18 protein-coding genes are annotated in these 23,698 nt (G+C 66.5%); 10 read left to right on the top strand and 8 right to left on the bottom strand.

The genetic code is table 11. From position 1 onward, the window contains the following. Window positions 1-13 precede the first annotated feature (13 nt). Window positions 14-1,999 carry a cache domain-containing protein gene (locus tag QW863_RS13275; protein ID WP_315713887.1) on the bottom strand — a complete coding sequence of 662 codons (1,986 nt, stop codon included), beginning with the start codon at window positions 1,997-1,999 and terminating at the stop codon, window positions 14-16. 165 nt (window positions 2,000-2,164) lie between these two features. Continuing rightward, window positions 2,165-4,021 carry a feruloyl-CoA synthase gene (locus tag QW863_RS13270; RefSeq protein WP_315713888.1) on the bottom strand — a complete coding sequence of 619 codons (1,857 nt, stop codon included), beginning with the start codon at window positions 4,019-4,021 and terminating at the stop codon, window positions 2,165-2,167. Window positions 4,022-4,309: 288 nt separating this feature from the next. On the opposite strand from QW863_RS13270, the gene QW863_RS13265 reads away from it, so the two are divergent. After that, the gene (locus QW863_RS13265) at window positions 4,310-4,789 is read left to right on the top strand and encodes a MarR family winged helix-turn-helix transcriptional regulator (protein ID WP_315713889.1); all 480 of its coding nucleotides are present in this window, start codon (window positions 4,310-4,312) and stop codon (window positions 4,787-4,789) included. A 163-nt stretch (window positions 4,790-4,952) separates the two neighbouring features. Here QW863_RS13265 and QW863_RS13260 read toward each other — a convergent pair whose 3' ends face one another. Further along, the gene (locus QW863_RS13260; RefSeq protein ID WP_315713890.1) at window positions 4,953-7,832 is read right to left on the bottom strand and encodes an EAL domain-containing protein; all 2,880 of its coding nucleotides are present in this window, start codon (window positions 7,830-7,832) and stop codon (window positions 4,953-4,955) included. Between the two features lie 169 nt (window positions 7,833-8,001). Continuing rightward, complete coding sequence (locus tag QW863_RS13255) at window positions 8,002-9,000, bottom strand: NAD(P)H-quinone oxidoreductase (protein WP_315713891.1); 999 nt, start codon at window positions 8,998-9,000, stop codon at window positions 8,002-8,004. Between the two features lie 87 nt (window positions 9,001-9,087). On the opposite strand from QW863_RS13255, the gene QW863_RS13250 reads away from it, so the two are divergent. Both QW863_RS13250 and QW863_RS13245 read left to right on the top strand, forming a co-directional pair. Further along, complete coding sequence (locus QW863_RS13250) at window positions 9,088-9,279, top strand: DUF1192 domain-containing protein (RefSeq protein ID WP_315713892.1); 192 nt, start codon at window positions 9,088-9,090, stop codon at window positions 9,277-9,279. 613 nt (window positions 9,280-9,892) lie between these two features. Then, window positions 9,893-10,405 (top strand): DUF1465 family protein, encoded by a 513-nt coding sequence (locus QW863_RS13245; protein WP_315713893.1) that lies wholly within the window; start codon window positions 9,893-9,895, stop codon window positions 10,403-10,405. Between the two features lie 156 nt (window positions 10,406-10,561). Here QW863_RS13245 and rpmE read toward each other — a convergent pair whose 3' ends face one another. Continuing rightward, on the bottom strand, window positions 10,562-10,789 hold the full coding sequence (gene rpmE / locus QW863_RS13240; protein WP_012046762.1) for a 50S ribosomal protein L31: 228 nt from the start codon (window positions 10,787-10,789) through the stop codon (window positions 10,562-10,564). A gap of 223 nt (window positions 10,790-11,012) precedes the next feature. Here rpmE and QW863_RS13235 point away from each other — a divergent pair, with 223 nt between their 5' ends. Both QW863_RS13235 and QW863_RS13230 read left to right on the top strand, forming a co-directional pair. Further along, on the top strand, window positions 11,013-12,869 hold the full coding sequence (locus QW863_RS13235) for an ABC transporter ATP-binding protein/permease (protein ID WP_315713894.1): 1,857 nt from the start codon (window positions 11,013-11,015) through the stop codon (window positions 12,867-12,869). A gap of 147 nt (window positions 12,870-13,016) precedes the next feature. Further along, window positions 13,017-13,217: a hypothetical protein gene (locus QW863_RS13230; protein ID WP_006614616.1), complete on the top strand. Its 201-nt coding sequence runs from the start codon at window positions 13,017-13,019 to the stop codon at window positions 13,215-13,217. Window positions 13,218-13,444: 227 nt separating this feature from the next. On the opposite strand, the gene QW863_RS13225 is transcribed toward QW863_RS13230, so the two are convergent. The 3 genes from QW863_RS13225 to QW863_RS13215 are packed head-to-tail and all read right to left on the bottom strand — an operon-like array spanning window position 13,445 to window position 15,984. Further along, complete coding sequence (locus QW863_RS13225; RefSeq protein ID WP_315713895.1) at window positions 13,445-13,927, bottom strand: GNAT family N-acetyltransferase; 483 nt, start codon at window positions 13,925-13,927, stop codon at window positions 13,445-13,447. Continuing rightward, complete coding sequence (locus QW863_RS13220; protein ID WP_315713896.1) at window positions 13,924-14,952, bottom strand: peptidoglycan -binding protein; 1,029 nt, start codon at window positions 14,950-14,952, stop codon at window positions 13,924-13,926. The genes QW863_RS13225 and QW863_RS13220 overlap by 4 nt, the downstream gene beginning before the upstream one ends. A gap of 42 nt (window positions 14,953-14,994) precedes the next feature. Continuing rightward, on the bottom strand, window positions 14,995-15,984 hold the full coding sequence (locus QW863_RS13215) for a flagellar motor protein MotA (protein ID WP_315713897.1): 990 nt from the start codon (window positions 15,982-15,984) through the stop codon (window positions 14,995-14,997). Window positions 15,985-16,164: 180 nt separating this feature from the next. Between QW863_RS13215 and QW863_RS13210 the strand changes: the two genes are divergently transcribed. The 5 genes from QW863_RS13210 to QW863_RS13190 all read left to right on the top strand — a co-directional run bounded on the left by QW863_RS13210 (window position 16,165) and on the right by QW863_RS13190 (window position 23,440). Next, window positions 16,165-16,977: a DUF1295 domain-containing protein gene (locus QW863_RS13210; RefSeq protein ID WP_315713898.1), complete on the top strand. Its 813-nt coding sequence runs from the start codon at window positions 16,165-16,167 to the stop codon at window positions 16,975-16,977. A 12-nt stretch (window positions 16,978-16,989) separates the two neighbouring features. Beyond that, window positions 16,990-18,018, top strand: coding sequence for a cyclopropane-fatty-acyl-phospholipid synthase family protein (locus QW863_RS13205; protein ID WP_315713899.1), 1,029 nt, complete (start codon window positions 16,990-16,992; stop codon window positions 18,016-18,018). A 282-nt stretch (window positions 18,019-18,300) separates the two neighbouring features. After that, complete coding sequence (locus tag QW863_RS13200; RefSeq protein WP_315713900.1) at window positions 18,301-19,497, top strand: efflux RND transporter periplasmic adaptor subunit; 1,197 nt, start codon at window positions 18,301-18,303, stop codon at window positions 19,495-19,497. A gap of 6 nt (window positions 19,498-19,503) precedes the next feature. After that, window positions 19,504-22,659, top strand: coding sequence for a multidrug efflux RND transporter permease subunit (locus QW863_RS13195; protein ID WP_315713901.1), 3,156 nt, complete (start codon window positions 19,504-19,506; stop codon window positions 22,657-22,659). 184 nt (window positions 22,660-22,843) lie between these two features. After that, window positions 22,844-23,440, top strand: a complete 597-nt coding sequence (locus QW863_RS13190; protein WP_315713902.1) for a hypothetical protein — start codon at window positions 22,844-22,846, stop codon at window positions 23,438-23,440. Window positions 23,441-23,698 lie beyond the last annotated feature (258 nt).

Genomic DNA, 23,698 nt, shown 5'->3' with positions numbered 1-23,698 from the left:
GGAGATCGGCGCGTTACGCCGCCTGACGGTCCGAGACCAGCGCCGTCAGCCGCGCCGATTGCTCCGGGGTCAGTGCGAACTGGACCAACGCGGTGCGGTCGCCGACGCGGGTCACGGTCCCCGGCAGATCGGACACCATGCCGGTGATGGCAAGCGTCACCGACGTGTTCATCGTCAGACGAACCGGAACGGCTTCGAGCAGGGCGCCGCCGAGCGAGAGGTTGCGCACGGTGACAGGGATCGCTTCGCCGTTCACCTGCAGCGTGCCCGGGCGGTTGATGTTGAGCCGCGTCGACAGCCGGCGATCGACGTCGGCAGTCGACGTCCGGATCACCCGCACCAGTTCGGTGCGCAGCCGCTGCACCTTGTCGGCGACAACAGTCGAGCCGTCGCGGATGTCGGTCGAGCGCCGGCCGGCCTCGCTGGCTTCGCGAGAGACCTCGGCGATCTGGCTGGCGACCTCGCGCGCGGCGGCGGACGTCTCCTCGACCGTGCGCGAAATCTCGATGGTCACGCTGTTCTGCGCCTGGATCGCATCGGCAATGCCGGAGGATACGGCTTCGACGTTGCGGATGACTTCGCCGATCGCCCCGATCGAGGTGACCGAGGCGCGGGTCGAGTCCTGAATCTCGGCAATCTGCTGCGCGATCTCGCTGGTCGCCTTGGCGGTCTGCTCGGCGAGCGATTTCACCTCGGAGGCGACGACCGCAAAGCCGCGGCCTGCATCGCCGGCCCGGGCGGCCTCGATGGTGGCGTTCAGCGCCAGCAGGTTGGTCTGGCCGGCAATCTCGCTGATCAGGCTGGTCACGGCGCCGACCTTGTCGGCGGCTTCCGACAGCTTCGCGATGGTGGCCTGGGCGTCGGACGAGGCGGCGACGGCCTTGCGCGTGAGCTCGCGCGACGAGCTGACCTGGCTGGAGATCTGCGAGATCGAGGCGGCGAGCTGGGCCGACGCCTTGGCGACCGTCTGGGTGGTGGCGAGGGCCTGCTCGGCCGCCGCCGCAACGCTGCTCGAGTTGCGCTCCAGCGTCAGCGCACTGTCGGTCATCGACTTGGCATTGTCGGCCATGTGGCCGGTTCCCTGCGCGACCTCGCCGACCGCGCTGCTGGCGGCCTGCTCGACGGCTTCGGCCATCTCCTGCAGCGCCTTGGTCTTGATGCGCTCTGCGACCTGGCGCTGCTCGTCTTCGAGCATCGCGGTCTGCCGCGCCTTCTCCTCGGTCTTCTGCCTGAACTGCTCGATCGAGCGCGCCATGTCGCCGAGCTCGTCGCTGCGGTTCTGGCCCGGCAGCTTGATGTCGAAGTTTCCATTGCCGAGCTCGGTCAGCGCGCCGCTCATCGCGGCCAGCGCCGACGACATCCGCCGTGCGATGATCAGCGTGATCGACCCGATGATCAGCATCACCAGCATGGCGGCAATGAACACGCTGCGCTTGCTCTCCCACATCTGGGCTTCGAGATCATCGACATAGACACCGGTGCCGATGATCCAGCCCCAGGGCTCGAAGCCGGCGACATAGGACATCTTCGGCTGTGGCGCATCCTTGCCGGGCTTCGGCCACATGTAGTCGACGACGCCGGCGCCCTGGCGCTTGACGACATCGACCATTTCGACGAACAGCCGCTTTCCGGTCGGGTCCTTGTTGTCAGCGAGGTTCTGACCATTCAGCTCCGGCTTGATCGGATGCATGACCATCTTCGGACCCATGTCGTTGATCCAGAAGTAGTCGCCGCTGCCGTAGCGCAGCTTGCCGATCCGCTCGGCCGCCTTCTTCTGCGCGACCTCGGGCGCCACCTTGTCGCGCGCGATCGCGTCATATTCCTCGCGGGCGATGCTGACTGCCGTCTGCGCCAGATGGCTCAGCTCGCTCTGCCGCTGATCCTTGAGAGCGGTCTCGAGGTTTTGGCTCTGCGTTGCGGCGAGCCCGACCAGTCCACAGAACGACAGGCCGATGATCGCGTAGATGCGGAAAGCGAGAGAGAAACGCGGCTGAGCCATGGGGCGGTCCGGGCAAATGAGGGAGCTAGATGCGAGTGATTTTAAGGATTCGCAGTTGATGCCCGGTTAAGTGTGGATGGTAACTAATTGCCGCACTCGTGAGGCGTTCCCGTAGTAGTACGGACGCCATCTTGTGAGTGAGTTGAGTAGTTGCGTAGTTCTGGGTCAGGACATATCGGGCCTGATCAGCTCGGTCGCGTTTTCATCCTTCAGTCGTGCGACCAGATCGGCGCGGCGGGTGAGCACCGCGCGCTGGTTGATATAGCCCTTGTCAGTGATCTCGCCGGCATCGAGCAAGGGCGGCTCCGCCATCAACAGCGCACGGGTCGCATAGCGGGAAGAGCCGACCGCCTCGGTGCGAAGCCTGGCCAATCCTCGCGCGATGGCGGTGCGCACCGATGGATGCGCCAGAACGTCGCCGGCCGGGACGGTCTCGGTCATCCCGGCAGCGCCGCGGCACGCTGCGATGTTGGGCACGATGAGAAAGTGCACCTCGTCGGTGCCGTGGCCGGCGATCACGATATCCTGCGCCAACGGCGCCAGCGCCGCGATGCCGGCGACGCGCAGCGCGCCCACGTTCACCCATGTCCCGGAGCTGAGCTTGAAATCCTCGGTGATGCGGCCGTCGAAGAACAGGCCGCGCTCCGGATGCTCGGGATCTGCAAGCTTCACGGCGTCGCCGATCTTGTAGAAGCCCTCCTCGTCGAAAGCCGCGGCCGTGAGTTCGGGCGCCTTCCAATAGCCCGGCATCACGTTCGGCCCGCGCACGCGGACCTCGAGCTTCTCGCCGGTCGGCACCAGCTTGAGCTCTGTGCCGGGGATGGGCACGCCGATGTTGCCGGCGCGCTCGGCGAAGAAGTGGCAGTCGGTCGCGAGCGGCGATGTCTCGGTGGCGCCCCACGCCGACACCAGCGGTGCAGGGCGGCCGATCGTGGCCCGGCTCATCTCGTTGAGCGCATCCCACAGATTTTGCGGCAAGGCCGCGGCCGCATAGAGGATGCACCTGACGCCGGAGAAAAATCTGCGGCGCAGATCGTCGTCGGACCTGAGTGCCGCGACCAGCATGTCGAAGCCGCGCGGCACGTTGAAATAGATCGTCGGCACCAGGCTGCGCAGATTGGCGAGCGACGTCTCGAACAGGCCCGGCGCAGGCTTGCCGCCGTCGATGTAGATCGACCCGCCGTGGCTCAGCACCAGGTTGAAATTGTGGTTGGCGCCGAAGGTGTGGCTCCATGGCAGCCAGTCGACGATGACGGGGCCGCCCTCGACCTCGCGCAGGAACGTCCACAACTGCGCCTTGGCCTGCTGGCTCATGGTCAGCATCCGGTGCGTGTTGATCACCGCTTTCGGCTGCCCGGTCGAGCCGGAGGTGAACAGCAGCTTGGCCACCGTGTCCGGCGTGACCGCGGCGAAGGCGCGGTCGACCTCCGGCCCGGGCTTTGTCGCGAGCAGGGCCTGCAGCGACAGCGCGCTCGTTGCATCGCCGTCGCCGGCGATGACCGTCGCCCGATGCAGGCCGTCGACAGCGGCGAGCGCGCGCGCGAACGGCTCGCGCTGCGCGACGAAGATGGCGCCCGGATCGAGCAGACGGATCATCGCGCGCAGCTTCTCGTGATCCGTCGACATCAGCGAATAGGCCGGCGAGATCGCGCAGACGGGGATGCCGACATGCTGCGCTGCGAGCGCCAGCACGGCATGGGCGATGCTGTTGTCGGAGAGGATCGCCAGCGGACGCTCGGGACCGAGGCCCTGCGCGAGCATCCAGGCCGCGGCGGCGCGGACCTGCATCAATGTTTCGCCGTAGGTGAGCCAGGTCCAGTTGTCGCCACGACGTTCGGCCAGGAACGTGCGATCCGGGAAATGGCGGCCCCAATGCTCCAGCCATTCGCCGGTGCAGCGCGCGGCCGGCTGCAGCGGCATGCGCGAGCGCAGGATGATCGCGCCGTCGTCGCGCCTGACAGCCTCGATCGACGGCTTGGCGAACATCGCAGGCTCGGAGGCGCGGCGTTCTGCATCAGCCATGGCGTGTCTCCGGGCTGCGGGAGGTGATCGCTGAAGCTGCAGTGCGGGAGGAACACGCAGCGCGGCGGGCGCCGCGATCGGGTGCAATGCGCTGCCGCATTGCGGTTGCAGTGCAGGCAACCGTCGCCATCGATGACGGCATGCGTTTCCCTCCCATGTTGTATTCGTTGACCGCGAGACTAACAGAATGGTTGTACTTTGCAATTATTGTGGATGTGACCGATTGGAGCGGCTTGCCCCTGCGACGGCATCGGTCTAGGCAGGGATGCCTCATGTCAGCGAGCCAGCATGCCGAAGAGCGCGAGCACCGGAGCGCAGCGAGACGCAACCAGCCAGGATTCCGGGATCGGTCTCGGTGAGCTCGAGAACCATCTCGGCTATTTCGTCCGCCGCCTCCAGCACTGGATTTTCCGCGACGTCAACGCCGCGCTCGCGACGATCGACCTCGACGTCATCCTCTATTCGATCCTGGAGACGATCGCGGCCAATCCCGGCGCCGCGCAGATCGCGATCGCCGGCGCGCTGGGCATCGAGCGCGCGCGCATGGTCGCGCTGCTCGACGACCTGCAGCAGGCCGGCCTGATCGTGCGCGAGCGCTCCGAGCACGACCGCAGGGCCCATGCGCTCGGCCTGACGCCGCGTGGCCGCCTGATGCTCAAGAAGGCCAATGCACTGGTCGCCGCGCACGAGAAGCGGGTGGCACGCCGGCTCGGGGGCGACAATTATCGCCGCGCGCTCACGGCGCTGTCGCAGTTCGAGACGGACTAGGCTCGTCGCGAACGGGCCATGTCGCGAGCCTTCTGCCCCGCAAGCACGCATCGGTCATCACTCACACGGCACCCTTTACGCGGTACCGCAGTAAATCTACCTCAAACGAAGCAAAATGAAAGATGCATCCTGAGGCTGTTGCCGTCCTGGATGCATTGCAGCCTCAGCTCGCCGCTTCCAGCCGCTCTTCCGTGAGAAGCCGCATCGCGGCGTCGGCGTCCATCGGCTCGCCGAAGGCGTAGCCCTGGGCGTATTCGCAGCCGAGCTGATAGAGCTCGACGGCATCGGAGTCGGTCTCCGCGCCTTCCGCCACCACGTCCATGCCGAGGTCGTGCGCCAGCGCGATGATCGATTTGAGGATGACGGGACGGGTGCCGCGCGCGGTGGTGCGCACGAACGACTGGTCGATCTTCAAGGTGTCGAACGGGAAGCGCTGCAGATAGGCCAGCGAGGAATGGCCGGTGCCGAAATCGTCGATCGACAGGCCGACGCCGAGCTCGCGGATGCGCGCCAGCATCTGCGCGGCGTGCTCGGGGTTTTCCATCACTAGCGATTCCGTCAGCTCGATCTTGAGCGAGCCGCGCGCCACCGAAGAGCGCGCCAGCACCGAGCGGATGTCGTGGATCAGGTCGTGGCGCAGGAGCTGGCGGGAGGAGACGTTGACGCTGGCGAAGATCGGCTCGCGCAGCCGTGTCGCGCGCTGCCACACCGAGAGCTGCCGCGCCGTCTGGTCGAGCACGAAGGTGCCGAGATCGACGATCAGGCCGATCTCTTCCGCGATGGTGATGAACTCGATCGGCGACATCCGGCCGAGCTTCGGATGGTCCCAGCGTGCCAACGCCTCGAAGCCGGCGATCGAGCGATCCTCCAGCCGCACGATCGGCTGGTAAAGGATGGTGATCTCCTGGCGCTCGATCGAGCGGCGCAGCTCGCTCTCCAGGGTCAGGCGGTCGTTCTTGCGCGCGCGCATCGCCGGCTTGTAGACGTCGATGCGGTCGCCGCCGATGCGCTTGGAATGATACATCGCAAGCTCGGCATCCTTGATGATGTCCTCCGACAGTTGCGTCTGCGGATCGGACAAAGCGAGCCCGATCGAGGCGGTCAGGAAGATCTCGCGCTCGTTGAAGGCGATCGGCGCGCGGATGGTCTTGCGGATGGTCTCGGCGAAAGCGGTGATGCGGGCGGGGTCCTGCTCGGACAGCAGGATCAGGCCGAACTGATCGCCGGCCAGCCGCGCCAGCGTGTCCTGGGGTTTGAGGATGCGCGACAGCCGCCGCGCCAGGGTCAGCAGGATGGAATCGCCGACCGCGATGCCGACGGAGTCGTTGACCTGCTTGAAGCGGTCGAGATCGATCACCATCAGGGTCGGCCGCATGGCCGGCATCGACTTGGCGAAATTGGCGACGGCGGCAAGACGGTCGATGAACAGCTTGCGGTTGGGCAGGCCGGTCAGATTGTCGTGCACGCTGTCGTGGAGCAGGCGCTCCTCGGCATTCTTGAACTCGGTCACGTCCGTCAAGGTGCCGACCACGCGCGAGACCTCGCCGTCGGAGCCGACCACGGGGCGCGCCTTCAGCGCGAACCACATGAAATGGCCGTCGGGCGTGCGCAGCCGGAAGTCCTGCACCAGGCGGCCGCGGCGCTGGTCGAGGACACTGTCGAGCGCGGCGCGGAAGCGGTCCTGATCGAGCGGATGCAGCACCTCGAGCCATTTCGCGGCCGGGCCTTCGAGCGTGCCGCGCTTGAGGCCGAGCAGGCTCTCGGTCTCCGGGCTGGTGAACACCTTGTCGGCGGAGACGTCCCAGTCCCAGATCAGGTCGCCGGAGCCGGCGAGCGCCAGCGCGCGGCGCTCGACGTCGGAGACGATGCCGGTGGTGGCGCCGCCGCCGGCGAAGGCGTGCTGCATCACGGTGAAGCCGATCAGCATCACGATCAGCACGAGGCCGCCGAGCAGCGCCGGGCCGACGATGTCGTTGGTGACCTGGCCCGCAACCGTCATGCCGGCGGCGGCGACCCACACCGTGAGCAGGAACCAGGTCGGGATCAGCAGCACCGCGCGGTCGAAGCCGTGGCTGGAGAGATAGACGATCAGCGCAAAGCCCAGCACGGCGATCAAGAGCAACGACATGCGCGCGATGCCCGAGGCCACCGCCGGGTCGAACAGCGCCACCGCGACCAGCGAGCCCAGGAAGAACAGCCAGCCCAGCGTGATGTGCGAGTAGCGAACGTGCCAGCGCGACAAATTGAGATAGGCGAACAGGAACACCAGCAGGGTCGCGGCGAGGATCGCCTCGCCCGCCGCGCGCCAGACGCGCTCGGCATTGTTCGACATGTCCAGGACCTTGCCCCAGAAGCCGAAATCGACGCCGATATAGACCAGCACCGCCCAGGCCAGCGCCGCGGCCGCCGGAAACATGATACTGCCCTTGACCACGAACAGGATCGTGAGAACGAGGGCGAGAAGACCGGAGATGCCGATCACGATGCCCTGGTACAGCGTGAACGAGTTGACCTTGTCCTTGTAGGCCTCGGGCTCCCACAGATAGAGCTGCGGCAGCTTGTCCGTGCGCAGCTCGGCCACGAAGGTAACGACCGAGCCCGGATCGAGGGTGACGCGGAAGACGTCGGCGGTCGGGCTCTCCTGCCGCTCCGGCAGGTCGCCGACCGAGGGCGTGATGGTGGCGATGCGCGACAGGCCGAGATCGGGCCACAACACGCCGGAGCCGACCACGCGGTAGTGCGGTGCCACGATCAGGCGGTCGAGCTGGTCGTCGGTGTTGTTGGCCAGTGCGAACACGATCCAGTTCTGGCCGCCCTCGCGGGCCCGCACCTCGATGCGGCGGACGATGCCGTCGGTGCCGGGCGCGGTCGAGACCTGGATGCGGTCGTTCTCGCTGCGCTGATGATCGAGGATGCCCGTGAGGTCGATCGCAGGCGCATCGCTGCGAACGCTGACCGCGTCAACGGCCTGAGCGGGGGCAGCGGCACCACACATCACGAGGCCCAGCGCCGCCAACGACGCGAGGCACCTGATCAGACGCAATGTCAAATCTCCGCGTTCGACACCAATCCAAAGCGAAACAAGCCAAATCGAAAGAGGTCGTCGCCGGGCTAATTGGAGCCGTTCCAGGCACGGTTCAGCTGTGCGCGATCATTGGCACGAAAGCGAGGAGAATCAAAGAGTTTCCAAACACGCTGTGTTTAGACTGCGCCTAGATTTCCAACACAATTTTGCCAATATGTTGGCTCGTCTCCATGCGTGCATGCGCTTTGGCTGCATCTGCGAGGGGAAAGGTCGAGTCCATCAATGGCTTGATGCGGCCCTCGCGCAGGAACGGCATCACCTTGGCCTCGATCGCCGCCACCATCGCCGCCTTGTCGGCGTTGCTGCGCGGGCGCAGCGTGGATCCGGTATGGGTCAGGCGCTTCACCATCAGCTTGACGAAATTGACTGACGCCTTGGGGCTGGCGAGGAAGGCGATCTGGACGATGCGGCCATCGGTGGCCGCGGCGTCGTAGTTGCGCTCGATGTAGTCGCCGCCGACCATGTCGAGGATGACGTTGGCGCCCTTGCCGCTGGTCGCTTCCTTGACCACGGCGACGAAGTCCTCCGTCTTGTAGTTGATGGCGCGGTCGGCGCCGAGCTTCACGCAGGCGTCGGCCTTGTCCTGCGAGCCGACGGTGACCAGCACCTTGGCGCCGAATGCCTTGCCGAGCTGGATCGCCATGGTGCCGATGCCGGAGGAGCCGCCATGCACCAGCAGGGTCTCGCCCGCCTTCAGGCCGCCGCGCTCGAACACGTTGTGCCAGACCGTCATCAGGGTCTCGGGCAGGGCGCCGGCTTCCAGGAGGGACAGCGCCGGCGGCACCGCCATCGCCTGCGCGTCTTGTGCGATGCAATATTGCGCATAGCCGCCGCCGGCGACCAGGGACATCACGGTGTCGCCGAGCTTGTGCCGGACGGCGCCCTCGCCGAGCGCCACGACCTCCCCGGCCACTTCCAGCCCCGGCAGGTCGCTGGCGCCGGGCGGCGGCGGATAGCTGCCGGAGCGCTGGGCGACATCGGGACGGTTAACGCCGGCGGCCTTCACCTTGATCAGGATCTCGCCGGGGCCGGGCTTGGGCACGGGCCGGGTTTCCGGCTTGAGCACCTCGGGTCCGCCCGGCTGGCTGATGGCGACCACGGTCATTTGCGCGGGCAGCTGTTCCATGAGAAATCCTTCGGCGAGGGCTGAAAGCGGGTGCTGCCGCGTGCTTAAGCCAGCCGGGGCATGGCTGGCAACCGGGAGGAGGGTGAGATGGCGAACGAGGACGACGATCGGCCGCGCAAGGCCGTTTCGCACGAGATCGGGCAGGATCTGTCGATGCTGTCGGTCGAGGAGCTGACCAGCCGGGTGGCGCTGCTCCGGGCCGAGATCGAGCGCATCGAGCAGGCGGTGGCGAAAAAGCGCGCCTCGCGTGATGCCGCCGCCAGCATCTTCAAGTCGTGAACCTCGCGGCCGTAGAAACGCGGTCGGCCAGTGGCCGACATGGCTAACGAAGATTGAAAAATTTTCGCCATTTACGGTTGATTAAGCTTTCGCGTTTACAACCGGAACCGTCCTCGTTTGGACACCGAGTGGCTCCTGTCCACTCTGTTTGACGCCTCCCTGTTATCAACTTCAAAGCCGCCGGAAACGGCGGCTCTTTTTTTGCGCCCGCGCCGAGCCGGGCGAACCGGGCGGTCGCCCGTGGCGCGCTCCCCCATGCGCAGGCGGCGATCGTGGAACGAACGTCGTGCCGGCTCATTGCGCCCGTGCCGGTCTTCGGTCGCCAGCAGGTCAGGCGCGAAAATCCTGTGCGCCGCGGCAGGCGTGACGATCCTCGTTCGACGACTGCAAACTATTGCCGTGATCATGGTTGCTAGTTGAGCTGATCGTGCGACTCGGCCGCGATCGGCCGTGTTGCAGTCGCAAATGGTACGAGGGCACGGCATGGCCCACGCCGTGGAAACCATAAAAGGCGTTGCTGCTGGACTCTCGAAACCGGCCGCGCAATGATTTGTTCATCATACCGGCGACGTTGCCGGGTTGCGTAAACAGTCGCGTTTAAGAGGCGTTAACCATGTCGGACCGTTTGCTGGGCGATGGCGCTCTGGTTCAGTTCAACGAGCGGCTCACCAATTCTGCTGCATTCGGCGCGCTGTTCCGGGAAGGCATGGATCTGGTCGAGGAGACCGCCGCCTATCTCGATGGCGACGGCCGCAACGAGGCCAAGGCGCTCGACCGCGCCGTCAGCCTGACCTACGCGACCGAGAGCATGCGTCTCACCACCCGCCTGATGCAACTGGCGTCCTGGCTGCTCCTGCACCGCGCGGTGAAGGAGGGCGAGATGACCCTGAGCCAGGCCAACCGCGAGAAGACCAAGGTCAAGCTCACCGCCGCAGATCCCGGGCCGGATGATCTGCTGGAGAAGCTGCCGCAGCAGCTGCAGAGCCTGATCTCGCGCTCGATGAGCCTGCAGGTGCGGGTCCGCCGGCTCGACTCGACCATTCATTCCCCGCCGCCGGACCAGAGCGCGATCGGCAATCCGCTGGTGCCGCATCTCAACCGGCTGAAGGCCGCGTTCGAGCAGTAGGCGCCGGCATCGGGCGGCCCCGCCGGGCCGCTCCCCAGCCGAAGGTCTCGTTGCGACCAGCTCAGAAACAAAAACGCCCCCGTTTCCGGGGGCGTTTTGCTGTGAGCTCTCGATCAGGCGCAGGCCAGGAAGGCCGGTGCCGAGGGCAAGAAGGCATCAATCCTTCTTGAGGAAGCCCTGGAACTTCTTCTGGAAGCGCGAGACACGGCCGCCGCGATCCATGATCTGCTGGGTGCCACCGGTCCAGGCCGGGTGCGACTTGGGGTCGATGTCGAGGTTGAGCTTGTCGCCCTCTTTGCCCCAGGTCGAGCGGGTCTGGTACTCGGTGCCATCGGTCATCACGACCGTAATCGTATGATAATTCGGGTGAATGTCGGCTTTCATGGCTGATCCTACGGCACGATGCGAAGACATGATGCGACGCGGCCGCGCCTGATCCTGTCGTCACTGAAGGGGGACAATTGGCGCGCTCTATAGCCCAAGGTTCTGCCCAAAACAAGCCAAGGTCGCGGATGAACACCTTGGTACGTTTCCGGATTTGCCAAGCCCGGCCCGGCGGGCCTATCAGGACGGCAGATCGGTATTTGGAAGAATTCTCAGGTGGCCCATGAGCGCAGTGGAACGGCTTGACGAGCGGCAGGGCGCTGCCCCAGGGCAGGATCCGGTTGGAGATGCCGTTGCGGCCGTCGAGGCATTGGCCGAGCCGGCAAGCCCTGTGCGGCGCTCGAAGCTGCGCCCGCTGTTGGCGCTGTCTCCCTATGTCCTGCGCTATCGCGGCCGCGCCCTGCTGGCGCTGATCGCGCTCACGGTCGCGGCCCTGACCACGCTTCTGGTGCCGATCGCGGTCCGCCGCATGATCGATTTCGGCTTCACGCCGAAAGGCATCGAGCTGATCAACAGCTATTTCAGCGTCATGATCGCCGTCGTGGCGGTGCTCGCGCTGGCAAGCGCGGCCCGCTACTACCTCGTCATGACGATCGGCGAGCGCATCGTCGCCGATCTCCGGCGCGACGTGTTCGCGCATCTGATGTCGCTGTCGCCGTCCTTCTTCGATTCCGCGCGCTCCGGCGAGCTGGTGTCGCGGCTCACCGCCGACACCACCCAGATCAAATCGGCGGCGGGCGCCTCCGTGTCCATCGCGCTGCGCAATCTGCTGCTGTTCATCGGCGCCACCGCGATGATGGTGATCACGAGCCCGAAGCTGTCCGGCTTCGTGCTGCTGGCGATCCCGCTGATCGTGCTGCCGCTGGTGGCGTTCGGGCGCTGGGTCCGGCGGCTGTCGCGCAACGCCCAGGACACGCTCGCCGACGCCTCGGCCTATGCGTCCGAGCTGATCGGCTCGATCCGGACGGTGCAGGCCTATACCAGCGAGAGGCTCGCGGCGGCGCGTTTCGGCGGCGAGGTCGAGCAGGCCTACGAGGCGGCGCGGATCTCGACCCAGGCGCGCGGCGTGCTCACCGCGATCATCATCTTCATCGTGTTCTCCAGCGTCGTCGCGATCCTCTGGGTCGGCTCCCACGACGTGCTGACCGGTGCGATCAGCGCCGGACGGCTCGGTCAGTTCGTGCTCTACGCGGCCTTCGCGGCCGCCGGGCTCGGCCAGCTCTCGGAGGTCTGGGGCGAAGTGTCGGCGGCGTCCGGCGCCGCCGAGCGGCTGTTCGAGCTGTTGCACGTGCAGCCGGAAATCACGGCGCCGGCGCAGCCGCGCCCGATGCCGGAGCCGGCGCGTGGCGACCTCGGCTTCGAGCGGGTCAGCTTCGCCTATCCGGGTCGCCCCGATGTCCGCGTCCTCGATGACGTCTCGTTTGCGATCCGCGCCGGTGAGAAGGTCGCGATCGTCGGCCCCTCCGGCGCCGGCAAGAGCACGCTGTTCCATCTTCTGCTGCGCTTTTACGATCCCGCCTCCGGCTCGATCTCGTTCGACGGTGTGCCGGTGCGCGCGGCCGACCCGCGCAGGATGCGCGAGCGCATCGCGCTGGTGCCGCAGGAATCCGTGGTGTTCGCCGCCAGTGCGCGCGAGAACATCCGCTTCGGCCGGCCGGAGGCGACCGACGCCGAGGTCGAGCGCGCCGCCGATCTCGCTCATGCCAGCGAATTCATCCGCCGCTTGCCGGACGGCTTCGACACCTCGCTCGGCGAGCGCGGCGTCACGCTCTCGGGCGGCCAGCGCCAGCGCATCGCCATCGCGCGCGCCATCCTGCGCGATGCGCCGCTGCTGCTGCTCGACGAGGCGACCTCGGCGCTCGACGCCGAGAGCGAGACGCTGGTGCAGACCGCGCTCGAGGGGCTGATGAAGGACCGTACCACCCTGGTGATCGCGCATCGCCTCGCGACGGTGCTGTCCTGCGACCGCATCCTGGTCATGGATCGCGGCCGCATCGTCGAGCAGGGCACCCACACGTCGCTGGTTGCGGCCAACGGTCTCTATGCGCGGCTGGCCCGGCTGCAGTTCGAGGGCGTGTAGTTCCTGCAACACCGTGGACGGCCGGCAACACCCTCGGAATTCTCGTTCCCGACCCTGCAACCTTTCTCCCGCCTTGTACGTTCCCTGCCGGAACAGATGGCGCGCCGCTCGTAGCAGGCGTGCCGGGTCCCAACAGGAGCAACGGACATGCCTTATCGTCGTGGCAGTTTTGCCCTCACGCCGCCCTCGTTCGTCATCTTCGCAATTGCGCTGGTGCTCGCCCTCGTCGCGATGCTCGCGCACTACATGCACGCCTCGGTGCCGCTGCTGTCGGCCGCCCACGCCTTCGACGCGCTGGCGATCGCGTTCGTGGTGCTGACGATCGGTGTGCTGTTTCGCGGCGTTTGAGGACAATACGAAACGGGTCGAGCAGAGAAGTCGTTAGCTCCCTGCGCCAGCAATTGTGTGAATAGAAATCGCGGCGCGCTCGGTGCACCTCGCCCCGCGTGCGGGGAGAGGTCGGATTGCATCGTCAGATGCAATCCGGGTGAGGGGGGCTCTCCGCACGGTCGGTGCGCGTGGCTGCCCCTCACCCCAACACTCTCCCCGTAAGAACGGGGAGAGGGAGCGCAGCGTCATTGCGGCACCATCTCGGATTCAACAGATTGTGTTGGCATCCACACCATCCGCAGCACGGGACGGCCCGAGGTCGGGTTGACGTCCTCGCCGGCTTCAATGAAGCCGTTGCGCTTGTAGAAGCGGATCGCGCGCGCGTTGTCTTTGTTCACAAGCAGCGTGATGCCGTGAGGTGATCGCTCCTTCGCTGCATCGACCAACTGAGTAGCGAGCGGCGAGCCCCAATGCTCGGGCGAGACGACCAGCTGATCGAGATAGCCCGTCGCATCGATCGTGACGAACCCGGCGAGCACGCCCTCCGCCTCGGCCACGATCACATCGGCCTTCGGCACCAGCTCGCTGCGCCAGCGTTCGCGCCACCACGGAACGCGCGCGGCGAAGTCGATGGCGGGATAGGCGAGCTGCCACGTCTCCTGCCACAGCGCGATTGCCGCGTCCTCGTCGTCGGCGCGATAGGGGCGCAGGGTGGAGCTCGACGTCACCGCTCCGTCAGCTTCAGCTCGATACGCCGGTTGCGGCGGAAGGCGTCCTCGGTGTTCGCGGGGTCGAGCGGCTGGAATTCGGCGAAGCCCGCCGCGACCAGGCGCTGCGCCGGGACGCCGAGCGAGATCAGATACTGCACCACCGAGATGGCGCGCGCCGAGGACAATTCCCAGTTCGACTTGAACACCGGGCTGTTGATCGGACGAACGTCGGTGTGGCCGTCGACCCGCAGCACCCAGGAGATCTCAGCGGGGATTTGCTTGTCGAGATCGACCAGCGCCGTCGCCACCGAGTTCAGCTCCTGCTGGCCCTCGGGCAGCAGGGTGGCCTGCCCCGTGTCGAAGAACACCTCGGACTGGAACACGAAGCGGTCGCCGACGACGCGAATGTCGGGACGGTTGCCGAGGATGGCGCGCAGCCGGCCGAAGAACTCCGAGCGGTACCGGGTCAGCTCCTGGACCCGCTGTGCCAGCGCGACGTTGAGGCGCGAGCCGAGATCGGCGATGCGGCTCTGCGATTCCTTGTCGCGCTTCTCCGAGGCGTCGAGCGCATCCTCGAGCGCGGCGAGCTGGCGGCGCAGTGCGCTGATCTGCTGGTTGAGCACCTCGATCTGGGCCAGCGCCCGCGCCGAGACCTGCTTCTCGGAGTCGAGCGCCCGGTTGAGCTCGTTGGCGCGGCCGGCGGCATTGCTGCCGGCATTGGCGAGCCCGTCATAGAGGCCCTTGACGCGGTCGCGCTCGGCTTCGGCGCTTGCGAGCCCGGCGCGCAGTTGCGCAACCTGGTCGTCCAGCGAGAGCTTGCCGAGCTTCTCCAGGGACAGCATCTCGTTGAGCTGCGCGATCTTGGCGTTGAGCTGCTCCAGCGCCTTGTCCTTGCCGGTGACCTCCTGCGACAGGAAGAACTGCACCACCAGGAACACGGTCAGCAGGAACACGATCGACAGCACCAGCGTCGACAGCGCATCGACGAAGCCCGGCCAGTAGTTGAGGCCGGAATCTCCACGGCGGGTACGGGCAAGCGCCATTCAGCGTCTCCTAGTTCGTCTTCGGCCGGCCGGCGGAGCAGCTCAACTCTTCTCGGTCTGCCGCGCCAGCCGCTCCAGCAGCCGCTTGATCTCGCGGTTCTGCTCGCCCTGGCCGTCGGCCCATTCGCGGATCATCTGCTGCTCGGTGCGCATGTGCCCGACCAGGCCCTGGATCGCCTCGGCGAGGTTGGCCATCGCCGCGGTGGCGCCGCGGTTGGAGCCGTCCTCCAAGGCGGTGCGCAGCCGCTCGATGGCAACCGAGAGGTCGGCACCGGTGTCGCCGCTGCCGCCATATTCCCGCACGGTGCCGGCGAGCCAGTCCTCCAGATCGGTATAGAAGCGATTCTGCGCCTGGCTCGATTGCAGGTCGAGGAAGCCGAGGATCAGCGAGCCAGCGAGGCCGAACAGCGAGGACGAGAACGAGATGCCCATGCCGCCCAGCGGCGCGGCAAGGCCGCCCTTCAGCGTATCGAACAGCGCGCCGGCGTCGCCACCAACCTTGAGCCCCTCGATCACCTTGCCGACCGAGCCGACCGTTTCGATCAGGCCCCAGAACGTGCCGAGCAGGCCCAGGAACACCAGGAGGCCGGTCATGTAGCGCGAGATGTCGCGGGCCTCGTCGAGCCGGGTGGCGATCGAGTCGAGCAGGTGCCGCATGGTCTGCTGCGAGATCGACATTCGCCCCGAGCGCTCGCGGCCGAGGATCGCGGCCATCGGCGCCAGCAGGACCGGGTGGCGAGGCACCGCCAGGCCGGGATCGGCGATGCGGAAATTGTTGACCCAGGACACTTCCGGATAGAGCCGGACCACCTGGCGGAACGCCAGGATGACGCCGATCAACAGTACCGCCCCGATCAGCGCGTTCAGGCCGGGATTGGCGAAGAACGCCAGGATGATCTGCTTGTACAGCACGACACCGACCAGGGCGCACAGCACCAGGAAGACCAGCATCCGCACCAGGAAGATCCGGGGCGTGGACAGCTTGGTCGGTTCGAGATCCATCGCGGAGCGGGAAGGGGAGCCTTGAGGCATTGTCGATGACATCCGTTGCGGGGACCGGTCCCTGAAATCCACTATGGCACAGCAGCGGCGGGAAAAAAGCCGCGATCAGCGCAATCCCGTCCCTGCGCGGAACTATGGCTGAAACCGGCGGGCATCCGCGGCGTAGTTAGTCCCGTGGCTCATATCTAACGGGAACGCCCTGGCTTTGTCATGACCGTCGTTGAATATCTGCAGGCGCTGCTGGCGATGGCCGTGGCGATGTCGGTGCTGATGGGGCTCGCCTGGGTCGTGCAGCAGCGCACCGGCAACTCCGGCTGGGTCGACACGATCTGGACATTTTCCGTCGGGCTGGTCGGCGCCGCCGGCGCGATCTGGCCCGCCGGCGGCGTCGCCCCCAACGCGCGGCAGTGGCTGGTCGCGGTGCTGGTGGCGGTCTGGTCGCTGCGGCTCGGCGGCCATGTCGCAGCGCGCAGCCGCGGCATCTCCGACGACCCGCGCTACGCGGAGTTTGCCCGGCAATGGGGCGCGGCCGCACCGCGAAAGATGTTCCTGTTCCTGCAGCAGCAGGCCTGGGGCTCGATCCCGCTGGTGTTCGCGATGTTCGTCGCCGCCCATGCGCCGGCCGCCGAGCTTCGGCTGCAGGACTATCTCGGCATCCTCGTGCTGTTCGCAGGCATCGCCGGCGAGGGCGTCGCCGACGCTCAGCTCAAGGCGTTCCGCGCCGATCCCGCCAACAAGGGCAAGGTGTGCGACGTCGGCCTGTGGCGCCGGTCGCGCCATCCCAACTATTTCTTCGAGTGGGTGTGCTGGCTGTCCTATCCGGTCATCGCGCTGTCGTTCGACCATCCGTGGGGCCTCGCCAGCCTGCTCGCGCCATTGTTCATGTACTGGATCCTGGTCCACGTCACCGGCATCCCGCCGCTGGAACAGCAAATGCTGCGCTCGCGCGGCGATCGCTACCGGGCCTATCAGGCGCGCACCAGCGCGTTCTTTCCCCTGCCGCCAAATCCTTTTACGAAGTAACGGAGCCACCGCATGAGCTTCATCTCGACCATCATCGGCGCCGCCGAGCGTGTGCCGCTGCCCGATGCCGTCATCCGCTCGGCGATCTCCGAATTGTGCGCGCGCACGGCGGCGCGGCTCGGCGGGGCCGATGCGATGGGTGACGCGGAGTTCGCCCGCCTGCTGACGACGCGGCCGATCGCCGAGCATACCGACGCGGCGAACAGCCAGCACTATGAGGTGCCGGCGGCGTTCTTCGCCCGCGTGCTCGGGCCGAACCGCAAATACTCCTGCTGCTTCTACAAGGAGCCGGTCTCGACCCTGCGGGAGGCGGAGGAGGAGGCGCTGCGCCAGACCGTCGCCAATGCCGATCTCCAGGATGGCCAGACCATTCTGGAGCTCGGCTGCGGCTGGGGCTCGCTGTCGCTGTTCATGGCCCGGCAGTTCCCGCGTGCGAAGATCACGGCGGTCTCCAACTCGCACTCGCAGCGCCGCGCGATCGAGGAGATGGCGGCCGCGCGCGGCCTGCTCAACCTGCGGGTCGTCACCGCCGACATGAACGGGTTCGCTCCCGACGCGCGCTTTGATCGCATCGTCTCGGTTGAGATGTTCGAGCACATGATGAACTGGCGCGAGCTGCTGTCGCGGGTCCGGTCATGGCTCGCGCCGGACGGCCGCCTGTTCATGCACATCTTCACCCACCGCACCGGATCCTACCTGTTCGACCGCAACGATCGCGAGGACTGGATCGCGCAGCACTTCTTCACCGGCGGCATCATGCCGAGCCACGGGCTGATCCGGCAGTACGCGGATCTGTTCGCGGTCGAGAAGGAATGGCGCTGGAGCGGCACGCATTATCAGCGCACGGCACGGGACTGGCTCGCCAATTTCGATGCCGACTACAACCGCATCCTGCAGGTGCTGCAGCCGGTCTATGGCGACGACACGGCACTGTGGATGCGCCGCTGGCGCTGGTTCTTCCTCGCCACCGCGGGTCTGTTTGGGCACGACGAAGGCCGTGAATGGGGCGTCAGTCACTACCGCCTGCGGCCGGCGAACTAATTTGTTCGCTGCGGCGGGATGCCGCAGTGCCGAAGGGGGATTCGCGTTTCGCTGTGCGAAACCTGCTGGGAACCTGCTGCCACAAAGCGCTCACAATTAGGTGAGTCCAGAAAAAGCTTGTCCTATCAGTTACGTAGTTCGTGTGACATCAAGCCGCCCGGGTTTCGCGTTGCGTCGCAGCAGCTCTTTTCTATGTTGCAGCAAGGCGAGCGCCAGAATGGCGCCATGACTGGGCCATCCGGTCGACCGGCTTTCATCATCATCGAGGGGGCTCCTCCACGCATGTCACGTTTTCGCGCGTCGCTGGTCAGCAGTGCATTGATGCTCGCGGCCGCCGCGCCGCTGCTGGCCGGCTGTAACGACCCCATCCAGGCTCAAGCCTCCGCCAATGAGCAGATCGTCATTCCGGACGTCGGCATCGTGACCGTCGAGCAGAAGGCGCGAGCGATCGTGCGCGAGCTGCCCGGCCGCATCGCGCCGACCCGCGTCTCCGACGTTCGTCCGCGCGTCTCGGGCATCATCGTCGAGCGGCTGTTCCGCCAGGGCAGCGAGGTCAAGGCGGGCGATCCGCTCTATCGCATCGATCCGAAGCCGTTCGAGGTGGAGATCCTGTCGAGCCGGGCGGCGCTGGCCAAGGCCGAGGCGGTGCATGAGCGCGCGGTGCAGCAGGCCCACCGCATCAGCCTGCTGTTCAAGGAGCGCGCAGCCCCGGCGGTCGAGAACGAAAAGGCGATCTCGACCGAGCGCGAGGCAGCGGCCGACATCGAGGCCCGCAAGGCCGATCTTGCGCGTGCCCAGCTCAATCTCGACTATGCGACCGTGCGCGCGCCGATCGACGGCATCGTCGGCGCGGCCCAGGTCAGCGAGGGCGCCATCGCGGTCCAGAACGAGACCTCGCTGGTCACGATCCAGCAGCTCGATCCGATCTATGCCGACTTCACCCAGTCGGTGAGCGAGCTCAACCGCCTGCGCCGGGCGTTCGAGTCCGGCGACCTCGACCAGATCGCGCCCGACGCGATCAAGGTCCGGCTCGTGCTCGACGACGGCACGCCGTATTCGATTCCGGGCAAGCTGCTGTTCTCCGACGCCAAGGTCGATGCCGCCACCGGTCAGGTCACCTTGCGCGGCGAGTTCGCCAATCCGAAGCGCGAGCTGCTGCCGGGCATGTATGTCCGCGTCCGCATCGAGCAGGGCATCGACAGCGACTCCGTCGGCGTGCCGCAGCAGGCGGTGCAGCGGAACGCCGCCGGCGGGTCCGAGGTCTACGTCATCCGCGACGACAACCGCGCGATCGCCAGGCCGGTCCGTACCGGCCCGACCCAGGATGGCCTGGTGCTGATCACCGACGGTCTGCGCGCTGGCGACAAGGTCGTGGTGGATGGCTTCCAGAAGTTCGCCGCCGGCGACAGGGTCGCGCCCCAGGTCTGGACCGAGGTCAGCGCCGCGACGCAGCTCGAATCGAAGTCGGCGACGCGGTAAGTCGCCATGCCGAGCTTCTTCATCGACAGGCCGATCTTCGCCTGGGTGGTCGCGCTGTTCATCTGCCTGATCGGCGCGATCGCGATTCCGCTGCTGGCGGTGGCGCAATATCCGATCATCGCGCCGCCCTCGATCTCGATCTCGACCAGCTACCCCGGCGCGTCGCCGGAGAATCTCTACAACAGCGTGACGCGGCTGATCGAGGAGGAGCTCAACGGCGCCTCCGGCATTCTCAACTTCGAATCCACCAGCGATTCGCTCGGCCAGGTCGAGATCACGGCGAACTTCGTGCCGGGCACGTCGACCAATGACGCCTCGGTCGAGGTGCAGAACCGCCTGAAGCGTGTCGAGGCGCGGCTGCCGCGCGCCGTCATCCAGCAGGGCATCCTGGTCGAGGAAGCCTCCGCCGCCGTGCTGCAGATCATCACGCTGCAGTCGACCGACGGCAGCCTCGACGAGGTCGGGCTCGGCGACTTCATGATCCGCAACGTGCTCGGCGAAATCCGGCGCATTCCCGGCGTCGGCCGCGCCACGCTGTATTCGACCGAGCGCTCGCTGCGGGTCTGGCTCGATCCCGCCAAGCTGATCGGCTACGGCCTCACCGCCGACGACGTCACCAAGGCGATCGGCGCGCAGAACGCGCAGGTCGCCTCGGGCAGCCTCGGCGCCGAGCCCGCGACGACCTCGCAGCGCACCTCGGCGCTGGTGCTGGTCAAGGGCCAGCTCGATTCGCCCGACGAGTTCGGATCGATCATCCTGCGCGCCAATCCCGATGGCTCGACGGTGCGGCTGCGCGATGTCGCGCGCGTCGAAATCGGCGGCCTCAGCTATCAGTTCAACACCCGCCTCAACGGCAGGCCGACTGCGGGTCTCTCGGTGCTGCTGTCGCCGACCGGCAATGCGCTGGCGACCGCGAGCGCGGTCGAGGCCAAGATGAAGGAGCTGTCGCGCTTCTTCCCCTCCAACATCAGCTATGAGATCCCCTACGACATCACGCCGGTGGTGAAGGCGTCGATCAAGCGGGTGCTGATGACTCTGGTCGAAGCCGTGGTGCTGGTGTTCGTGGTGATGTTCCTGTTCCTGCAGAACATCCGCTACACCATCATTCCGACCATCGTGGTGCCCGTGGCGCTGCTCGGCACCTGCGCAACGCTGATGCTGGTCGGCTACTCCATCAACATGCTGACGATGTTCGGCATGGTGCTCGCGGTCGGCATCCTCGTCGACGACGCCATCGTCGTGGTCGAGAACGTCGAGCGCATCATGACCGAGGAGGGGCTGTCGCCGAAGGAGGCGACGCGCAAGGCGATGGGCCAGATCACCGGCGCCATCATCGGCATCACGCTGGTGCTGATGGCGGTGTTCGTGCCGATGGCGTTCTTCCCCGGCTCGGTCGGCATCATCTATCGGCAGTTCTCGGTCACCATGGTGGCGGCGATCGGCTTCTCGGCGCTGCTGGCGCTGTCGCTGACCCCGGCGTTGTGCGCGACGCTGCTGAAGCCGGTCACGGCCGGCCACGGCCACGCAAAGAAGGGCGTGTTCGGCTGGTTCAACCGATTCATGGACAGCAGCCGCAACCGCTACACCGGCGTGGTCGGCGGCGCGCTGAAGCGTACCGGACGGCTGATGCTGATCTATGCGATCTTCCTGGTCGGGCTGACCTTCGCCTTCATCCAGTTGCCCGGCGGCTTCCTGCCGGTCGACGACCAGGGCTTCATCACCACCGACGTCCAGACGCCGGCGGACTCGTCCTACGCGCGGACGCAGGCCGCGGTGGAGGCGGTCGAGAAGTATCTCGCCAAGCGCGAAGGCATCGAGGACGTCACCTTCCTGACCGGCTTCAGCTATGCCGGCCAGGGCGTCAACACCGCGCAGGCCTTCATCTCGCTGAAGGACTGGTCGGAGCGCGGCAAAGGCGACAGCGCTGCGGCGCTGGTCGCCGACATCAACCGCGATCTGGCCTCGCTGCGCGACGCCAAGATCACCGCCTTGCAGCCGCCGCCGATCGACAATCTCGGCAACTCCTCGGGCTTCAGCTTCCGCCTGCAGGACCGCGGCCAGAAGGGCTATGCTGCGCTGACCGCGGCCGCCGACCAGCTGATCGCCGAGGCCAATGCCAGCCCCGTGCTGCAGAAGGTCTATGTCGAGGGCCTGCCGCAGGGACCCCAGGTCAACCTGATGATCGACCGCGAGAAGGCGGGCGCGTTCGGCGTCACCTTCGAGGACATCAACACCACGATCTCGACCAATCTCGGCTCGACCTACGTCAACGACTTCCCGAACCGCGGCCGCATGCAGCGCGTCGTCGTCCAGGCCGATCGCATCAGCCGCATGAACGCGGACGAGATCCTCAACTACAGCGTCAAGAACACCAAGGGCCAGCTGGTGCCGTTCTCGTCCTTTGCCACCATCCAGTGGGCGAAGGGGCCGACCCAGATCGCCGGCTTCAACTACTATCCGGCCATCCGCATCTCCGGCGAGGCCAAGCCGGGCTACACCTCGGGCGACGCGCTCAAGGAGATGGAGCGGCTCGCCGGCAAGCTGCCGCGTGGCTTCGGCTATGAATGGACCGGACAGTCGTTGCAGGAGAAGCTGTCGGGTTCGCAGGCGCCGCTGCTGCTCGGTCTCTCGGCGCTGGTCGTGTTCCTGTGTCTCGCTGCGCTCTACGAGAGCTGGACGATCCCGCTCGCGGTGCTCCTGACCGTGCCGCTCGGCATCCTCGGCGCCGTCGTCGCCGCCAATCTGCGCGGCCTGTCCAACGACGTGTACTTCACGGTGGCGCTGATCACCATCATCGGTCTCGCCGCCAAGGACGCGATCCTGATCATCGAGTTTGCCAAGGATCTGCGCGCCCACGGCAAGCCGCTGGTCGCGGCGACGATCGAGGCCTGCTCCTTGCGCTTCCGCCCGATCATCATGACCGGTCTCGCCTTCGTCTGCGGCGTGCTGCCGATGTCGATGGCGACCGGCGCCGGCGGTGCCAGCCAGCAGGCGCTCGGCACCAACGTGATGGGCGGCATGATCGCGGTGGTGATCCTGGCGCTGTTGATGGTCCCCGTGTTCTTCGTCTCGGTCCAGCGCGTGCTCGCGGGGGATCGGGAGAAGACGGAGCCGGTGGCGGAGCTTGAGGCTTATGGGCCGCCGGCGCCGGTGAAGCCGTGAGTGAGGTTGAATAGGCCTTTTCGGAGGATTGTGCCGCGGTCTTGCCTCGCAGGCGGTCCGCTCCCCTCTCCGCAAGGGGGAGGGGAGCACACCGCTCGTGCCGGGAGAACGGAACTCCACCGACACCGGCTGGAGTTCGCCGCTCTCCGCGTGTATGCTCCCACAGCATGTAAACGGTCACGGCATGTCGATGGTCTCTCGCAAATCTGTCTTCGCAATCGCGCTTGCTGGTCTCTCCTTCGTCAGCCACGCGGCTCACGCCCAATCAGGTCCCGTCAAATACTGGCTGCCGGGCTGGCCGGTCGGCTTCAGCGATGCCGGCAGCCTCGACTCCTACGGCAACTTTCCGAGCTTCACGACGAACGGCACCGACAGCGGCTTCTTCGCGCGGCGCTACAGCGTGACGAACAATTGGGCGGCGCTTTCGGGAGTCGGCCTGAGCTCGAACATCGTCAATCGCTATGGGGCGCTCGGCTCGTACACCACCGAGGGCGCGCAGTACGGCTACACGTTCAAGAGCGGGGTCAGCCTCTACGGTGGCTTCGACACGCTGAAATACAATCCCGGCCTGGGCGGCCCGTTCGCAACATTCGACGGACGCTCGACGTCTACGCCGGCCTACGCGATCAATGGCGGCGTCGAGTTCAAGCCGACGTCCAATGTCAGCCTGTCGCTCGGCTTCAGCTATGCCGGCCAGTCGTCCGACCGCATCGACAGCGACATCAATTCCCCGGCATTGCCCGGCGCGACGCCGCAGGCGTTCACCAGCGGGCGCAGATAGCGTTCAGGCTGTAGATAGCTTTCCGGCGGTAGAGCTCGGCCGCCAACTCCATCCTCGGCGTCGTCCCGGACAAGCGCGCGTATGCGCGCGCAGATCCGGGACCCATACCCCCAGGGAGATGTTTGAGGCGCGCAGGTCGCCCCATCTCGCTCCATCAGAACAGCCGGTGGTTATGGGTCCCGGCTCAAGGCCGGGACGACACCGTATGTGACGCGAGCGGTGTGGCATTCTATAAGAAGGCGAACGGCGTGGCCGCGC

Origin of the sequence: Bradyrhizobium sp. SZCCHNR1017, from assembly GCF_032381375.1 — a bacterium.
Classification (GTDB): Bacteria; Pseudomonadota; Alphaproteobacteria; order Rhizobiales; family Xanthobacteraceae; genus Bradyrhizobium.
Note: the sequence above shows the minus strand (reverse complement) of the source record. Positions and strands in the feature narration are given on the sequence as shown.

Bases quoted from the DNA above. Each gene is read 5' to 3' on its own strand.
- QW863_RS13275 (WP_315713887.1), bottom strand. From the start codon at position 1,999: ATGGCTCAGCCGCGTTTCTCTCTCGCTTTCCGCATCTACGCGATCATC.
- QW863_RS13270 (WP_315713888.1), bottom strand. From the start codon at position 4,021: ATGGCTGATGCAGAACGCCGCGCCTCCGAGCCTGCGATGTTCGCCAAG.
- QW863_RS13265 (WP_315713889.1), top strand. From the start codon at position 4,310: ATGCCGAAGAGCGCGAGCACCGGAGCGCAGCGAGACGCAACCAGCCAG.
- QW863_RS13255 (WP_315713891.1), bottom strand. From the start codon at position 9,000: ATGGAACAGCTGCCCGCGCAAATGACCGTGGTCGCCATCAGCCAGCCG.
- QW863_RS13250 (WP_315713892.1), top strand. From the start codon at position 9,088: ATGGCGAACGAGGACGACGATCGGCCGCGCAAGGCCGTTTCGCACGAG.
- QW863_RS13245 (WP_315713893.1), top strand. From the start codon at position 9,893: ATGTCGGACCGTTTGCTGGGCGATGGCGCTCTGGTTCAGTTCAACGAG.
- rpmE (WP_012046762.1), bottom strand. From the start codon at position 10,789: ATGAAAGCCGACATTCACCCGAATTATCATACGATTACGGTCGTGATG.
- QW863_RS13235 (WP_315713894.1), top strand. From the start codon at position 11,013: ATGAGCGCAGTGGAACGGCTTGACGAGCGGCAGGGCGCTGCCCCAGGG.
- QW863_RS13230 (WP_006614616.1), top strand. From the start codon at position 13,017: ATGCCTTATCGTCGTGGCAGTTTTGCCCTCACGCCGCCCTCGTTCGTC.
- QW863_RS13220 (WP_315713896.1), bottom strand. From the start codon at position 14,952: ATGGCGCTTGCCCGTACCCGCCGTGGAGATTCCGGCCTCAACTACTGG.
- QW863_RS13215 (WP_315713897.1), bottom strand. From the start codon at position 15,984: ATGCCTCAAGGCTCCCCTTCCCGCTCCGCGATGGATCTCGAACCGACC.
- QW863_RS13210 (WP_315713898.1), top strand. From the start codon at position 16,165: ATGACCGTCGTTGAATATCTGCAGGCGCTGCTGGCGATGGCCGTGGCG.
- QW863_RS13205 (WP_315713899.1), top strand. From the start codon at position 16,990: ATGAGCTTCATCTCGACCATCATCGGCGCCGCCGAGCGTGTGCCGCTG.
- QW863_RS13200 (WP_315713900.1), top strand. From the start codon at position 18,301: ATGTCACGTTTTCGCGCGTCGCTGGTCAGCAGTGCATTGATGCTCGCG.
- QW863_RS13195 (WP_315713901.1), top strand. From the start codon at position 19,504: ATGCCGAGCTTCTTCATCGACAGGCCGATCTTCGCCTGGGTGGTCGCG.
- QW863_RS13190 (WP_315713902.1), top strand. From the start codon at position 22,844: ATGTCGATGGTCTCTCGCAAATCTGTCTTCGCAATCGCGCTTGCTGGT.